The 16,964-nt window shown below is 50.2% G+C and carries 10 protein-coding genes; 5 read left to right on the top strand and 5 right to left on the bottom strand.

Annotated elements, in window-relative coordinates; all coding sequences use genetic code 11:
• Positions 1–6: 6 nt before the first annotated feature.
• The 5 genes from ABDB98_RS05335 to addB form a co-directional block, all read right to left on the bottom strand.
• Positions 7–306 (bottom strand): HNH endonuclease, encoded by a 300-nt coding sequence (locus tag ABDB98_RS05335; RefSeq protein ID WP_188153886.1) that lies wholly within the window; start codon positions 304–306, stop codon positions 7–9.
• Positions 307–322: 16 nt separating this feature from the next.
• On the bottom strand, positions 323–3,715 hold the full coding sequence (sbcC, locus tag ABDB98_RS05330; protein WP_438421573.1) for an exonuclease subunit SbcC: 3,393 nt from the start codon (positions 3,713–3,715) through the stop codon (positions 323–325).
• The gene (sbcD, locus tag ABDB98_RS05325; protein ID WP_438421572.1) at positions 3,712–4,884 is read right to left on the bottom strand and encodes an exonuclease subunit SbcD; all 1,173 of its coding nucleotides are present in this window, start codon (positions 4,882–4,884) and stop codon (positions 3,712–3,714) included. The genes sbcC and sbcD overlap by 4 nt, the downstream gene beginning before the upstream one ends.
• 63 nt (positions 4,885–4,947) lie before the next feature.
• Positions 4,948–8,652 carry a helicase-exonuclease AddAB subunit AddA gene (addA, locus tag ABDB98_RS05320; RefSeq protein ID WP_438422116.1) on the bottom strand — a complete coding sequence of 1,235 codons (3,705 nt, stop codon included), beginning with the start codon at positions 8,650–8,652 and terminating at the stop codon, positions 4,948–4,950.
• Complete coding sequence (gene addB / locus ABDB98_RS05315) at positions 8,639–12,139, bottom strand: helicase-exonuclease AddAB subunit AddB (protein ID WP_438421571.1); 3,501 nt, start codon at positions 12,137–12,139, stop codon at positions 8,639–8,641. Before addB ends, addA begins: the two co-directional genes overlap by 14 nt.
• 144 nt (positions 12,140–12,283) lie before the next feature.
• Here addB and ABDB98_RS05310 point away from each other — a divergent pair, with 144 nt between their 5' ends.
• From ABDB98_RS05310 to ABDB98_RS05290, 5 genes are all read left to right on the top strand, one after another.
• The gene (locus ABDB98_RS05310; RefSeq protein WP_316100706.1) at positions 12,284–12,994 is read left to right on the top strand and encodes a DUF421 domain-containing protein; all 711 of its coding nucleotides are present in this window, start codon (positions 12,284–12,286) and stop codon (positions 12,992–12,994) included.
• Between the two features lie 68 nt (positions 12,995–13,062).
• Positions 13,063–13,572 carry a ferritin-like domain-containing protein gene (locus ABDB98_RS05305; RefSeq protein WP_438421570.1) on the top strand — a complete coding sequence of 170 codons (510 nt, stop codon included), beginning with the start codon at positions 13,063–13,065 and terminating at the stop codon, positions 13,570–13,572.
• A 208-nt stretch (positions 13,573–13,780) separates the two neighbouring features.
• Positions 13,781–14,389, top strand: coding sequence for a TetR/AcrR family transcriptional regulator (locus ABDB98_RS05300; RefSeq protein ID WP_438421569.1), 609 nt, complete (start codon positions 13,781–13,783; stop codon positions 14,387–14,389).
• Between the two features lie 30 nt (positions 14,390–14,419).
• Positions 14,420–15,616, top strand: a complete 1,197-nt coding sequence (locus ABDB98_RS05295; RefSeq protein ID WP_438421568.1) for an MFS transporter — start codon at positions 14,420–14,422, stop codon at positions 15,614–15,616.
• A gap of 164 nt (positions 15,617–15,780) precedes the next feature.
• On the top strand, positions 15,781–16,938 hold the full coding sequence (locus ABDB98_RS05290) for an AbrB family transcriptional regulator (protein ID WP_438421567.1): 1,158 nt from the start codon (positions 15,781–15,783) through the stop codon (positions 16,936–16,938).
• The last annotated feature ends 26 nt before the right edge of the window (positions 16,939–16,964 follow it).

Here is a 16,964-nt window from a genome sequence, read left to right as displayed (position 1 = left end):
TTTTGTTCAGCGTTTTTTTCGTTCTTTTGCTTTTTTTGTTTTCACAAGCTTTTCCGGCGGCTGTTTTCTGATCCATTTCACAAACCGCGCAAGTTTCGGATCATGCCGCAGTTCTTCTATTCCCGCAAGCCTTGCCGCAAGCTCCCGGTTCGTATAAAGGGCGTGAATCTGTTTATGGCAAGGGATGCAGAGCATTGCGGTCGGAAGGAATGTCCCGCCTTCTTCCTTTGGCGTCAAGTGGTGCTCTGTCAGCCGCACATGGCGGCGGCCGCATAATTCACATGTGCCCTCGGCAGAATCGGCCATAATCCCTTCTCCTTTCTTACATGATCTCCAATGTGACCCGGGTGCCTTTTCCGCCCGGTTCGGACGGATGAACGATTAATTTTTTCGGCAGGCGCGCTCTCAGCTCCTGCACATGGCTGATCACCCCGACGGACAAATTATCCGATTGCAGCTTTTCCAGCGCTGTGACAACGGTGTCTAAAAGCCCTTGGTCAAGCGTCCCGAATCCTTCATCTAAGAAGAAGAATTGCAGCGGGTATTGACCCCGCAGCTGAATTTGGGCGGACAAAGCAAGCGCAAGCGACAGCGATGTCAGAAACGTCTCCCCGCCGGAAAGGCTTGATACGGGCCGTTTGACGCCGCCGTTCGCGTTATCGCGCATGATGAAGCCGCCTTCTGAATCGACTAAAATGGCATACCGCTGTCTTGTCAGTGCTCCGAGCCGGGCAGAGGCGTCCCGGGCCACGCTTTCCAGCTGTTCTTCCGCTAAAAATTCGACGAATGTATTGCCTTTGCATACAGACTGCAGCTTATCAAGTCTGTCAATCTGCGTCTGCCAGCTTTTCAGTTCGGCTTCAATTTCTTTAAAGCGCTTATGCTGTTTTTGCATAACCGCAAAGGCTTTTGCCTGGGCGCCCTTTTCCTCCATGGCTGCGCCTGACTCAGCCTCCGCCTGCTTCAGCAGAGAAACCGATGCTGTCCATTCTTCTTCCGTTACCCGGCGGTCAGCTAATTTTTCAGTGACACGGCGGATATTTGCCGAAAGCTGCTTTGAGGTGTCGAGAAACTCATCAATTTCTGTTTTCATTTCCTCTGCACGGGTTTGCGGAAGCAGGCTTTTTTTGACTTGGTCCGGCTCGGCAAACCCGGTATCTTTTGATCTCACGCGCCAGTCATTTTGCGCTTTCTCAAGGGCGGATTCAGCGTCCCGCAGTGACATGAGACTTCCGGATTCCCGGCCTTTTGCGTCATTCAGTGATTGCTGAGCCTGCTTCAGCGCATCGAATAAGGACTGTTCTTTCGTTTTTAACAGCTGTAATTCCTGCCGTACCGCTTCAAGCTTTGCGGAAATTGATGTTTCTTCTGCTGCTGTGCCGAGCTCTTGTTCATACCCGTCAATCACCTGCTGCAGGCGCTCTGCTGCATAGTGAAGCTCGAGCCGTTCCCGTTCAAGCTGATGCTTCTTCTCCTGCAGCCGCTCTTTCTCTTCTTCATGTTCCTTGAGAAATGCGATGCTCGTTTCAATGCGCTTCTCAAACTCTTCTGCCTGCCGGTCTTTATCGTCTATCGAAGCCTGCCAGGCGTCAACCTGATTTACCGGAATATCCCCGCAGACTTCGTTGTACTGATTTAATCGGCTTTCTGAGAGTGATTCAAGCTCTTGTAATGAATGTCTGATGCGATCGGCTTCTTTTTCCTCATAGCGGATTCGTTCAGCCAGCTGCTCAGCTTGTTTCACCGTCTGCTGATACGCGCTGATCAGTCTCGTGACCTTCTCTTTTACCGACAGCATATCCTGCTTCATTTGTTTCCATTCCAAGCGGACGGCGCTGAACGCTTCATCAAGCGGACGGCCGCTGATGGAAGAAGCGGCTTCCAGCTCCGGGGTCCGGGCGCTTTGCAGGAACGGACATTCTTCGGTAAAACGCCCCGACTGCTCTTCTAATGCAACCTTGGCTGTCAGCACTTCCTGAGAAAGAGCCGCCGCCTCGGACAGCAGCGCTTCAACCTGCTGCAAACGTTCCTGCACATCCGTATCTGGCGAATGTGTTTCATGAGCGGAGCGCGGACGGTCATGCTGCGTCGAGCCGCATACAGGACAAGGCTTTCCTTCAATCAGTTTTTCCGATAATTCTTTCGTTAATGCAGCCGTTCTCGCTTCCTCTGAGCGCCTGCGCAGGTCGGCTTGCGTTTTGCCGGCCCGTTCGGCTGCGGCTTTTAGTGACCGTTCCGTTTCACAGACCATATGGTACACGGTTTGAAGCGTTTGATAAGCGCGCGTAATGTCTTCTTCTTCCGTTTTCGCTTTTGCGCTGAGCGCCTCGCTTTCTCCGTTCAGCTTCTCCATGTTCTTCATCTGCGTTGACAAATTGGCCCGTTCTTTCGTGATCTGTTCCTGTGTCTGCTGAAAGCCGGCTGCCAGCTGTGCGGCGGTCTGGCATTTTTTCCGTTCATCAGCGGTCACCTGAACTGCCCTCAGCTCTTCTTTCAGCTCATTCTGCCTGTTTTGGCCGCGGATCAGGCGGTCTTTCACTGCGTTCAGCTGTTTCGAGGCGGCTTCGTATTCTTCCTCTTTTTTGCGGTGCTCCGCCTTTGTTTGTTCCGCTTCTTTTTTTGCTTCAAGCAGCTTTTGTTCAACGGCTGACAATCTTTGATACAATTCTTCTTCCTTGACAAGCTTCGGCTCTTGTTCAGCCTTATGAACCCGCCACGCTTCATAGGCTTCATTTTGCCGGGTAAATGAAGCGGTTTCCGCCTCTGATTTCCGTTTGGCCAGTTCGTGCTCCTGTTCGGCGCGCTGCTGCCGGCGTACGGCTTCCGAATAGCGTTCTGCGTACGGCTCAAGGGCGAGAGCGGTTTCCGCCTCTTTAAGACGCTCAGTCAAATCCGTGATATACGGGCGCCTGTCCTCAAGCTTTTTCAGGCGGCGCTCATATTCATCTCTTTCTGTCTGCAGGTTCCAAATCTCCTGGTGACTTTCAAAACGCTCTTTTGCCCGGACCCGTTTCTCCTCAGCTGCTTCAAGCCGTTCGTTCGCTTCGTGAAACTGCTGTTCCGCCTGCTTCAGCGCATCTTCTCCCGCGTCTCCGAGGCCGGATTGTTCGGCAAGCATTTCATTTTTTTTCGCCGCCGCTTCCTGCGCGCGCTTCCGCAGTTTTTTGACAAGCCTGTCCCCGTACTGTTCCAGATTAAAAAGACGCTGCAGCATATGTCTTCTTTCCGCGCCTTTAAGCGACAGAAACTCGGCAAACTTCCCTTGCGGCAGCACGACGGCTCTTGTAAAGTCGTCAATGGTCAGGCCAAGAAGCTCTTCCACCTTTTTGTTCACTTCATTCGCTTTATCAGCAAGCACGGTTTGTTCGTCTTTGATTTCAATCAAGCGGCAGAGGGCGGTTTTCACTTTCGTTTCATCCGTTCTCTTAAAAACGCGCTCGACCTTATAAGACACCCGGTGGCCTGATTGAAGCGCGAATGTAAAGGAGACGGCGAGCTGATCTTCGGCATGGTTCAAGATGCCGTGCGTATTATTTGCGGCGCGCTCCACCTTTCCGTATAAAGCGAGTGTCATAGCATCAAGGATCGACGACTTTCCGCTTCCCGTCGGGCCGAAAATTCCGAACACGCCTGCTCCGGACAGTCCGGCAAAATCAATCGTCTGTTCCTCTCTGAAGCTGTGAAGCCCTTTTATCGTTAACAGAATCGGCTTCATGTCGCATCCTCCTCATCATCTGCTGACGCAAGCTCTAAAAACAGCTTGACCATCTCCTCATCCGGCACGGCGCCGCCTGTTTGCTTTTCATAAAACTTCTTAAATCGGTCCTCAATTGATATGTGCTTCACTTCAATCCGGTCATTGCCGGTCTCTTTTTCTTCAAAAACCGGCCTGATATGGATAAAGCCGGGATGCGCCTTTCGCAGCCGGTGAATTTCCTCCAGAGAAAGCTGATCCGTCAAATGGATATCAAGGTCGATCCAGGCATTCTGGTCACGCCCTTCATCAATCCAGCCGTGAACCTCGCTCAGCCCCTGCGCTTTCCATTTAACGAGCGGTTTACCCGAGGACAGAAAAATCTCTTCCCACTTCGCTTCTCCTCCGGGCTTCGCTTCTACCACCGTCACCGATTTGGCATAACCGGCTTCTGAAAAGCTGTATGCCAGCGGAGAGCCGGAATAGCGGGCAGCCGTTTTGGCGCGCTTGATCGTTTGCGGACGGTGGAGATGGCCGAGGGCCACATAAGCCGCATCAGCCGGCAGGCTTTCTGCGGCGACTGTGTAAGCGCCCCCGACTTCAATCGGACGCTCTGAATCGGTCTGATTTCCTCCCGCGACATAAATATGGCTCGCCGCGACTTTCACGGCATCATCCCGGCACAGTCCGCACATGCGGGCAAACGCCTCTCTGATTTTCACATCGTAATGATCGCGAAGAAGCTTTTCCTCAAACGTATCAGACAGCACTTCGTTTAATCTCGCTTCTGACGGATAGGCCAGCGCGGCAACGGCTAACAGCTCGCCCGCCGACGGCACCTCGATATGGACGGGTTCTGTCCGCGGATAGCCGATTAAATGAATGCCCCGCTCATCTGTTAACGGAGAAGCCGCCGCCAGCCTGTCAGGATTGTCATGGTTTCCGGCAATGACGACAACCGGGCGTTTTCCGCCGTCAGAAAGCGCGGAAAGACTTTCATAATACAATTGTTCAGCGAGCGCAGGCGGATTGACCGTATCAAATACATCTCCTGCCATAATGACCGCATCAATGTTTTCTTCTTTGACAATGGTATTCAGCTCTTCCAATACCTCGGCCTGCTCACTCAGCCGGCTTCTGCCTTCAAGCGTTTTGCCGAGATGCCAGTCAGCTGTATGTAAAATGCGCATAGCATTCACCTCACTTTTCTGATAGAAAAAAAGATCCGCTCCAAAAAGGAGCTTCGGATCTTATTACAGTGTAAGAACGTGACCTCCATCGAAGAAATAGAGCGTACGCCCTTTCACTTTCGTTTTTGTAATTTGTTCAATCGCTTTTGTATACAATTCGATTTGTGTTTCATACCTTTTTTGCAGGATCGGGGCCGCGCCTTCAAATCCGTTCCGGAATTTCCCCTCTATCCGATCTGTTTTATAATCCAGCAAATAGAGTCCGTCCGCCGTTTCGTAGAGGCAGTCAATAATCCCCTGCACGAGCAGCGGTTCACCGGCCGTTTTTGCATCCTTGTACACCTCGCCGGCCGGAAGCGCCATACTGAACGGCACCTCCCGATCAATCCGCCGCGCCCCGAGAAGGTCTCTCCCGATTTCAGTTTCGAAAAACTGTATAATGTCTTCGATATCAATAGCGTCCCGCTGTTCTTCTGTCAGCAGCTCTTTTTCGTGAAGCGTCTGAACCGTCCGCTCCGCTTCTTCGGCAGTCGGAACGTGCGTCAGCGGTATGTGCTGCATCACCGTATGCATCGCCGTCCCTTTTTCGGCGGCTGTCAGCCCTTTTTTCATCATAAAACCGGGACGCCTGTATAAAAGCGTGTCCCCTGACGGTTTGATGAGGGAGCGGCCGCTGTATTCATCCTCGTATTCTTGCTTTCTCTTCAGCTCAGAAACTGACTGCTTCGTTCTGATAGCCGTCAGCTCTCGGTACGGGTATTCCCATTCAAGGAGACGGCGCGCCTGATCATCAAATGAAAACGAATCAGGAATCGGCTCGCCCTGCTGAATCGCCTTGAGACGTTTGCTCTTTTCTTCAGCACGTTCTTTTGGGTTATCTTCCAGCAGTTCACTTTGCTGCAGCATCCGGATGTGAAAACGGGACGGGTCGTGCGCGATATCCTCCGGAGCCGAAAGACCCGGCGGCCTGTGCGCCTCCATGTCACGGTGGCGGATAAGCGCCGGCCCGATAAAGTCCAAATAAGATGACGCCTGATAGCGGTCGAATTCAGAGAGAAGCCAATCGGCCCTGTCCGCTTGCGCCTGCCATTTGGCCAGCTGTTTTTCCCGGTTTTTACAGGAACCGATGAGAAACAGCTTTTCCTTCGCTCTTGTCAGCGCCACATATAACACGCGCAATTCTTCTGATAAAAGCTCTCTGCGCATTTTTTTCTTCATCGCCACAAGCGGGAGAGTCGGATAGCTGATTCTGAGTTCCGGATGAATATACTTCGTTCCGAAACCGAGCTCTTTATCAAGCAGGTATGATTTGTTGAGATCCATCATATTAAAACTTCTGCCGAGTCCGGCGGTGAAAACGACAGGGAATTCAAGTCCTTTGCTGCTGTGGATCGTCATCAGCCGCACGACATCCTCCTGCTCGCTGAGCGCCCGCGCCGTCCCCAGATCATCGCCGCGCTCCTGCATCCGTTCAATGAACCGCAAAAAGCGGAATAACCCGCGGAACGCCGTCGCTTCGTACGAGCGCGCCCGGTCATACAAGACGCGCAGATTGGCCTGGCGCTGCTTTCCGCCAGGCATGCCGCCTGCATAATCAAAATACCCGGTATCGCGGTATACTTCCCAAATCAGCTCAGCTACCGAATGATTCGTCGAGAATGACCGCCACTTTTGCAGATGATCATAAAATGTTCTCAGCTTTTGATACAGCTCATCATGTCTGTCACCGTTCGCTATATATGCTTTCAGCGCTTCATAAAACGGCGCTTTTTTCTTTTCCAGTCGTATCAGCGCAAGTTCATTTTCGTCACAGCCGACAATGGGCGAGCGCAATACGGAAGCAAGCGGAATATCCTGATACGGGTTGTCAATCACCTTTAAGACCGAAAGCGCCGCAGCCACCTCCACGGCTTCAAAATAACCCGACGTCAAATTGGCGTACACCGGAATGCCCTGGTTTTTCAGTTCTTCCATCAATTGCGGCGCCCACGGCATGGAGCGCAGCAAAATTACGATATCCCGGTACTGGATATTCCGGTGTGTTTTTGTTTTGCCGTCATATACCTTAAACGGAGATGAGACAAGCTTTCGGATCTCCCCGGCTATCGCTTTCGCTTCCCAGTGCACAGTTTCAAAGTCTTCGGCATCCTCGGAGCTGTCTGCATCATCAGCACTGTCAATCAGCAGCAGTTCCGTTTCCGCCGCGTCATTCGGCGGATACGACGCACCGAGCTTCAATGCCGCCTGTTCATCGTAGTCCACTTCGCCGATTTTGCCGCCCATCAGCTGCTTAAACAAGAAATTCGTACTGTCCAAAATATCGGAGCGGCTGCGGAAGTTTCGGTTCAGGTCAATTTTCTGTCCCGCGCCTTCCCCGCTTTCTGTAAACCTTTTATATTTCCCGAGAAACAGCAGCGGCTCGGCAAGTCTGAATCGGTAGATCGATTGTTTGACATCGCCTACCATAAACAGATTTCCCGCCTCTTCATTCCCGCTTTTCACAAGCTGCAGAATAGATTCCTGTACAAGATTGGTATCTTGATATTCATCAACCAGAACCTCATGGAACTGCTCTTGATAATAAACGGCCGCTTCACTCGGCACCCGCCGGCCGTCTTCATCAGCCGCAGTTAAAATCGCCAGACAGTAATGTTCCAAATCTGAGAAATCAATGATTGATTTTTCTTGTTTCGCCGCTTCAAATCGTTTTCCGTACGATATCACGAGCTGAACGAGCGTTTCAATGACAGGCTTCATGTCTGTTAAACTCTTTACATGATCTTGCGGACTTCTTGTAAAGTAATCGGTCTTTAACTTTTCGATCAGTTTTTTCGCGCCGTTTCGCAAATCGGTCGCTTCATCCAAAAGCGCCTTGTCAAATTCATCACCTTTTACCGCCTTAGCCCGCTTAAATGTGACCGCGGGAACCCGTTCATACAGCGCCTCAAAGTCATGCCGGCAGCTGATCAGCTCTTCTATCTGCTGAAGATCATCCAGAAAATGATCAGCGCGCGGCGCCGGCCCGCCGGGCGCTTTTGTCAGTTCAAGCGCCTTTTCAAGCTTTTGCTTTGCCCCGAAGAGCGCCATTTCAGCATCTTCTCTCACATACTCGTAAAACGGCAGCTCTTCCATTTTGCTTTCTTCCGTCACATCATATAGGCGGACAAAGCTTTTCAGCCACGCTTCCGGATCAGGATGAGACCGTGAATACTCGTACACCCGCTTGACGAGATCTTGAAGATCCAAATCATGCCTGTCCGTCGTATATCTGTCCACAAGCTCAAAAAACGCCTGATTCCCTTTTGCATATTCATCCTCAAACAGCTCATCAAGGACTTCGTCTCCGAGCAATTCGCCTTCCGTCTGGTCAGCCATCCGAAAGCCCGGGTCAAGATCAATCATATAATAATATTTTTTAAGCACCTGCAGACAGAAAGAGTGCAGCGTCGAAATGCTCGCCCGATTTAATAGAGAGAGCTGCCGTCTGATATGGAGAGATCCCGGATTTTTGGCGAGCTCTTTTTCTAATGCTTCAGCGATCCGATGCTTCATTTCCGCTGCTGAGGCGTTTGTAAAGGTCACCACAAGGAGCCTGTCAACATCAACCGGATCTTCCTCCGCTGTTATCTTTCTGATCATCCGTTCCACGAGCACGGCCGTTTTACCTGATCCGGCTGCGGCAGCGACCAGAATATCGCGGCCGGAAGAAACGATGGCGCTCCATTGGTCATCCGTCCATATGCTGTCTTTCGGTTTAGGAATTTGCATCATCATCCGCCTCCTTTTTCAGCCAATCCAGTATGGTGCCGTCTTTTTCCGCTTTCAGGCTGCGGTATTCATTTTCCTTAAGAGACTCATCAAACTGGCACACCGATTTAAACGCACAGTACGTACAAGGCGTCTTATCTTTCAGCTTATACGGGGTAATGGACACAAGCCCGTCCGTTATCGCTTCGCCCGCCTGTTCAAATGTCCGCCGCACATGGTCTGTCAGGAGATGAAAATCCCGTTCACTGACTGCGGCTGAATCGGATCTTAAAGAACCGTCCTTTTTCAAACCGGCATTAATGATATTTGAACGTCCTTCCTCCAAAGTCGTATCCATCAGGCTGATTGCCTCCCGGTCACCGAGGAGAAGGCCTTTCATTTTAAATTTCTTGAAAATTTCCTGCTCGATTTCATCAAGCCCCATCGGCAGACTGGCCTGAATCATCGGATCATGGATATGGAAATACAAAACGCCTGCGGGTGTCGCTTTCATGCCGAGCCAATCCGCTGAATGTGTAATCGATAAGTCAAGGTACGTGAGCATTTGCAAAGCGAGCCCGTAATATACCTCAGCCAGATCAAGCCCCTTGTCGCTTGATTTGTAATCCACGATTCTAAGCAGCAGGCCTTTTGAACTTTCCGCTTTATCCACGCGGTCGATCCGGCCGACGAGTTCCATCGTACAGCCGTTTTTCAGCGTGAAAGTGAGCGGAGGCAGCGGACCGTTTCCGCCGAAACCGAGTTCAAGGCCGATCGGGACAAAACCGCTCGCCTTCGCATGCTCGCTTAATATGCCTGAGACACGCGTGACGATCTTCTGCAGTTTTTCCTTCACATAAAAGTGTCTGTTTGAACTGAGCAGAATTTCTTTTTGCAGCCTTGGCGCAAGCCGTTCCACCGCTTCATAGGAGAAATTCCGGCACTGATCTTTCGTCAGATCGCGCCATTCCAGCTTCTGCTCACGAAGCCGGTCTGAAATCAGCTTGAGGCTGGAGTGAAACAGCTGTCCGATATCCGGCGCTTCCAGCTTGAAAAACTGCCGCTCTTTTAATTGCAGCCCGTGAGATGCAAAATGAGAAAACTGGCAGGCATTAAACGCCTCCATCCGGGAGACGCTTCCCTTAATGTGCTCGCCGTAAAGCTGGCGCGAAACAGGACGTTCAAGACGCTTCGCCTCATTGCGGAAAAACAGGCTTGAAAACAGCTTTTTCGCGCGCCGGTGATCAGGCTCTTTCATCAGCACATTGTATGCGCTCCACCATACATCACTGATTTCATACTCTCTTGTCCACAGCCTGAGCTGGCTTGCCGTATACGTCTGTGCCACCTGTTTATTGACGAGATATTGAAGCTGCTCTTCTTCGCTTACCTGCTCGGGATCAGCAGCCGACAGTTTTTCCTGATGGTCGGGAAACAGCTCGCCAAGCCTGTTTACAACAATTGACGGCAGGAGCGTTTTTCCTTCCGCATCGGCAATCGGATATGACACATACAGACGGTCAGACGGACTTGACAGCGCCATATAGATGAGAAAATGCTCATCAAGCAGCCGCTCACGCCCCGCGGAAGACAGCTCCACTCCGACCGCTCTCAGCCACTCCCGGTCATCATCGGACAGCACGCCGTTTTCATCCGGGCGCGCAGGAAGAACGCCGTCATTGGCCCCGATGACAAACGTGCAGGACGTGCCGTACATTCTTGACAGGTCCATATTCCCTACAAACACTTGGTCAAGCGCAGGGGGAATTAAAGAAAAATGAAGTGATTCGGTTCCCGTTTCAAGCATTTGCTGGAACAGCGCCAAAGACATTTCATCTTCACCCATCATGCCGGCAAACTCCTCGAGAAGCTGGATAACGGCGTCCCATGCCTGGCCGTGCTGCTGCGCTTCGATCATGTTTCCGGCATCTTCGGCCTGCTGCCTTTTCCGGTCCAGCTTCAGGGGAACATCGGTATCTTCCAAAAAGAGATAAAGAGCTTCCGCCATGCTTTGAACCGTTTTCGCTTTTTTCATCCGGTTCTGAAGCCGGACGAGGGGCGCGGCCATCCATTCTCTCGTCTCATTCAGCATTTGCTCCATCTCTATTTCCTGATCCGTCTGCGCGAAATCCTCATCGAGCGATACGAAGCGCCTGTATACAAACCGCTCGCCGTTCGTCCAGCGCTCCCCTTTAATTCCGTAGGCGATACAATAGTTTTCAAGCTGATCGACCCGCTCTCTTATTTTCTGCACCGGCTGATCAAGCGGGAATAACAGTTCGGTTTTCGCACAGCGGAACACCGCTTCATATCTCCAGTTCCCCTTCACGACATCCAAACTTGAACGGATGAATTCTATAAGCGGGTGATGCTGCATAGAAGCTTTTCCGTCAATAAAATAAGGAAGCCCGTAATCTGCAAACACTTCCTTCAGCAAATCTTTATAATCTTCCGGCTGGCGGATGAGAATCGCCATATCTCTGTACCGGTATCCTCCGTCCCGGACAAGTGATTGAATTTCCCGGGCAATACCCTCAAGCTCGGCTCTTCTATTTTGCGCCTGTATGACGGTAAACGCTTCCTGCCTGCCGGTATACGCCGCGGCGGGACGCACATCGTACTGCGATTCTAAACAGGCAAGTTCCGGCACATGCTGATGCCGTTTCGTGCCATGCAGTTCCTTGCAGGAAATATCGGCATTCAATTCCTTTGCCGTCTGATAAAGCTTATAGTATGTGCTTCCCGTCATTCTGAACAGATCGAGCTCATCCGGTGCCTGTTCTCCCGTAGGGCTGTCCGCCGTCAGCGAGAATGTGACATGTTCAGCATGCATGATCAGCTGCTCCAGCACCCTTAATTCCTGCGGTGTAAATTGATAGAATCCGTCGACGTACACTCTGGCGCCTTTTACAACATCCGCTAACGGAAGCTGCTGGGCGAGCAGCGTCAAATAATCCTCTGAATGCAGATAGTGGCCGGCAAGGCTTCTTTCCATCTGCTGATATAAAATGCCTAAGTCATGAAGTTTTTCAGACAGCATCCGCTCTCCGCGATATTCTGACGCCGTTCCGCTTTCCGCCATGCGGCGGACGTCTTCAGGCTCAATACAGTAACGCTTAAACTCTGTCAGCATCCGTTCCACCTGCTCAGTGAACCCGGCTTTGTCACTCGCTTTTTGATACACTTTAAAATCGTGCTTATGCTCTTCAATCAGCTTCCTCAACAGCATCTGCACACCCGTCGTCGTCACAAACGGACGGTTCATGCCTCCGGTATGCTGAAGCACGCGCCACGCCAAACGCGAAAAACTGAACACTTGAGCGCGTATCATGCCGCCGATATCCGGCGTTTTAGCAAGCTCATATTCCATTAAAAACGTCATTTGATCCGGGACTAGAAAAATGATCGGTTTCCCGAACGGCTCCCGGCGCAGTTCATCTTGAATGCTGTCGATAATCAGCCTCGTTTTCCCACTCCCCGATCTGCCTACTAAAAACTCAACACCCAAATTAGAAGACCCCTCTCTTTTTATCTTTCTACATTTTATCGAAAGTTGACGAAAATGACCAATCTCATCTGCTGGTAAAAACGGGATGACTGTTTTAAAAAATATCATTCTTGACCAGATTAAAGAAAAAAAGGATTAAATATAATGTCAGAATATCTCGAAGTGATTGTGCGAACGATTCTGTCGTTCAGCATTTTGTTTATCGGCGCCCGGATACTCGGAAAACAAACCATTTCACAGATGACGCTTTTTGATTTCATTGCGGCCATCTCGCTCGGCGCCATCACAGCCAATCTGTCGTTTAATACAAAACTGCCGATTCATTTTACTGTCAGTGCTTACACGATTTTTGTGGTCATCATTTACCTGGTCGCATATCTTTCTATGAAAAACAGAACCGCCAGGGGTTTCTTTGCGGGCAAACCGACCATTATCATTCAAAACGGAAAAATACTTGAGCATAATATGAAAACGATGCGCTATACCCTCGACTATCTGAACCAGCAGCTTCGTGTAAATGATGTATTTGACATTTCTCAGGTTCAGACGGCCATCATTGAAACAAACGGCAGCATGTCCGTGGAGGTCAAGCCGGAATTCGCGCCCGTTACAAGACAGGATCTCGGCATTTTTGCAGGACACGAAAAGAATTTTGCCGTTGAGCTCGTTATGGACGGCCAGCTGGTGACGAAGAATTTCGAAGAAAACCACGTATCGGAAAAATGGCTCAGAGAAGAATTGGACAAGAGAAACCTTACACCCGAAGAGGTCGTATACGCGGTGCGCGGAAGCAACGGCCGGCTGTTTGTCGATACGTATAATGACCATATCACATCGCCGCTTGATCAAGAATAAGCATGACATCCGCACATGTCACGGGCTATCGCCGTATAATACCCTATAAACATCCGGGGGTGAGTCCAATGCACGAGAGTTTTTTTCATTATACAGCCGTCTGCGGCGACGACTCTGTTCTTATAAAAGATCTGATAAAATCCATTAACGGCGAATACAGCGCTGTGATCTGCTACTCGATATTAGCCGAAAAAGCGCCGACCGCAGAAATCAGAAGACGAATCGAACATATCAGAGAGGAAGAAATGCGCCACCTGCACGCCTTCTCCTCACTGTATACTTCAATTACCGGAAACCAGTTGACGCCGAAACAGACGGAACATTGTCCGCACACATACAGAGAAGGACTGAGGGCGGCGTTTTATGATGAGCAGAAAACGAATGATTTTTATTTGCAGGCATCCGATAGAGCGGTGCACCCGGAAGCGAAGCGGTTATTTGCCCGCACGGCATTTGACGAGCAGCGTCATGCCGTCTGGTTTTTATACGATATGACCCACTCTCCTTCCCACCACACAGGAGGGACGGTATCAAACGCGCCGAACACGAGCTATACCCAGGTAAACACCGGAAAATAACGCTCCCCCGCCGGGAGCATTCAGGCCGCAGACAAACCCCATTCTTTCAATAGGAGAGAATGGGGTTTATTTTTCAAGCTGCGTGACCTCTCTAAAAAACGGCCGACTTCTTCATTGTATAATCAGCAAAAACACTTTATAATAAAATAAACCAACCGGTCGGTTTTTAAGGAACCGAGCCTCACTTGGCGGAAAGGATTTGTGTGATGTGACAAATACAAAAGGCGGCGCCGGAAAGAGCGAAAAGACGAAGAAAAAGCTCGTATCCGCTTCGCGTGACTTATTTGCAAAAAAAGGTTATTCAGAAACCTCAATCCGGGATATCTTAGAGGCGGCCGAGATCAGCAAAGGCAATCTTTATCATCATTTTAAAGGAAAAGAGTTTCTGTTTCTTCATATCATGGAAGAGGATCACCGCGTGATGATTGAGACGTGGAGGGAAATGGAAGCTGAACTGAAAGACGCTGCCGAAAAGCTGACGGGCTTTGCAGAGCTGCTCAGCCGGATGAGCATCAATTACCCGCTGATGAGAGCAAGTGAAGAGTTTTATGCGAGCGCGTTTACGTCGGAGGAGGTCGTAAAACGTCTCAACAAAATTGATATTGAATATGACGATGTGATGAGAGAGATCTTAACAGAGGGAAATCAAGACGGCAGCTGGTCCATTCATCATGTCGAATCAAAAGTGAAAATCCTGCTGTCCGTCTTTTACGGGTTGGATGTGTTATATAAAAACGATTCCATTCAGCAAAGAAGAGAATTGCAAAAAGAAGCCATCTCCGTGTTTATTCACGGAGTCATCAATGCTGATCAATAGAATCAGGACAGCTGACAAAGGAGAAACAACATGCAAAAACCGATTAGAGAACAAAAAGCTGTACTCATCATCTTATTAAGCAACATATTTATTGCGTTTTTAGGGATTGGATTAATTATTCCTGTTATGCCGCTGTTTATGAATATGATGCACTTGACGGGCAGCACAATGGGATACCTTGTTGCTGCCTTTGCCGTCGCGCAATTAATCGCATCCCCCATTGCAGGAAGATGGGTTGACCGCTTCGGCAGAAAAATCATGATTCTCGCCGGGCTGTTTCTGTTCGCATTATCCGAGCTGACCTTCGGGTTGGGCACACATGTCTACGTTTTGTATTTCGCAAGGGTACTGGGGGGCGTCAGCGCCGCTTTTATCATGCCCGCTGTTACAGCGTATGTCGCAGATATTACGACAGTGCAGGAAAGATCGAAGGCGATGGGCTATGTATCTGCCGCCATCAGCACAGGGTTTATCATCGGGCCCGGCATAGGAGGATTTATTGCCGATCACGGTGTCCGTATGCCGTTTTTCTTTGCAGCCGGAATTGCATTTATCGCAGTGATTTTCTCTGTCTTTATGCTGAAAGAGCCATTAACTAAAGAGGAACGCGCCCAGCAGATGGAAAGCGTCAAAGAGTCAACCTTCTTAAAAGATTTGAAAAAGTCGATTCACCCAAGCTACCTGATCGCCTTTATCATCGTCTTTGTGTTGGCATTCGGGCTGTCGGCGTACGAAACGGTGTTCAGTTTATTTACAAACCATAAATTCGGCTTTACGCCAAAGGATATCGCCGTTATTATTACGTTCAGCTCCATTGTTGCGGTCATCATCCAAGTGCTCGCATTCGGCAAGCTTGTCAACTTCCTCGGGGAGAAAAAAGTCATTCAGCTTTGTCTGGTCATCGGGGCTGTGCTGGCTTTCGTTTCTACGGTGATGTCAGGATTTTTGCCCGTGCTTGCTGTCACCTGCATTATATTCCTTGCGTTTGATTTACTGCGCCCGGCACTGACCACTTTCCTATCGAAAATCGCAGGAAATCAGCAGGGGTTTGTCGCCGGAATGAATTCAACATACACGAGTTTAGGCACCATTTTCGGCCCGGCTCTGGGCGGTATTTTATTTGATATGAATATTCACTTCCCGTTTCTGTTCGCAGGCGTGGTCTTATGTCTCGGTCTGGGCCTGACCCTTGTGTGGAAAGGAAAGGCCGGCGAGGTTTCGGAGTAGGGTGCACTCCCCCTTCTCCGGAGCTTTTTTGTTTATGATAAGAAAAATGAATGGATTATGAGAAATAATTCATCATTTATTTATCTCAAAATCTATACTATAGTAATAGTAAGGTTAACGAGCTTAACAATTTAATATGAATGTTTCAGGAAGAAGGGTTTTCATTGAAGAAAGACAAACATCTCCTTACGGATATCTGGTTTATTCTCATCAGTGCGGCAGGGGGGTTTCTTCTTTCGCTTACAGGAATGTCGATCGCCTGGATGCTCGGAACGCTGGCCGCCGGCTGCATCCTCTCCATGACGAGGCCCCGCTGGCTGTTCATGGCGGCTGACAGAAGAGGGATTAACCGCAGATGGCTTGCGGCGGGACAAATGATTCTCGGCATCGAACTCGGCCAAAAACTGAACCTGTCCGTTCTTTCAGTTTTACGGGATCATTGGCTGCCGGTTGGCTTCATGCTGATTTTCTCTATCGCGATGGCGCTTGTTTCCGGTTATGTGCTCTTTCGGTTCAGCCGGACGGACATGATGACAAGCTTTGTAGGCACGGCGCCGGGCGGTTTATCCGCTATGCCCGGTATCGCCCAGGAAGTCGGCGCAAATACCGCGATTGTAAGTCTCATTCAGCTGACACGTGTCCTTTTGGTTGTCATGACAATACCGTTTCTCGTCATTTTCTTATTTACCAAACAAAACGGTACGGCTCAGACATCAGCCGGAGCCGTTTCAGCAGGAGCTTCACATCCGAGCCTTATTCCCGTCTTGTTAACGGCCGGATTTATTTTGGCTGCCTGGCTTGCAAGTAAGGCCGCAAAACGGCTGAAATTTCCCGCTCCTTGGCTGCTCGGCAGCATGATCGGCGTTGCTGCCGCGGAAATCGGCGTGTCGGCTTTAGCGGGAAAAGACATGCTTGCCTGGTGGCCGCCGGAAGCGAACCAGCTGTCACAAATTTTTCTCGGCGCCACAATCGGTTCGAAAATGTACAAAAGCATGTTCACCGGCGTGTCCAGAGTACTTACGATCGGATTTATTTCCTCCGTCGGATTAATCGCCGCAATGATCCTTAGTGCGGTTGCCGTTTCTAAATTAACGGGCATCTCCATGATTACATCCGTTCTCGCCTTCTCTCCCGGCGGAATCGCCGAGATGGCGGCGACTTCGATCACCCTGCATGAGGACTCGACTTTCGTCGTCGCGGTTCAGGTCATCAGGATCGTTCTCGTCATCGCCATGCTTCCGCCCTTCTATCGCCTGCTGCACCACCTTTCTCAGCTGAAAAAGACGCACGGCGATAGAGGCCGGGCAGAAAGAGGAACATGAGCCGAATAAAAAACACGCATCCATAT

The sequence above is a fragment of the Bacillus siamensis genome, from assembly GCF_051628075.1.
GTDB lineage: Bacteria > Bacillota > Bacilli > Bacillales > Bacillaceae > Bacillus > Bacillus siamensis.
Note: the sequence above shows the minus strand (reverse complement) of the source record. Positions and strands in the feature narration are given on the sequence as shown.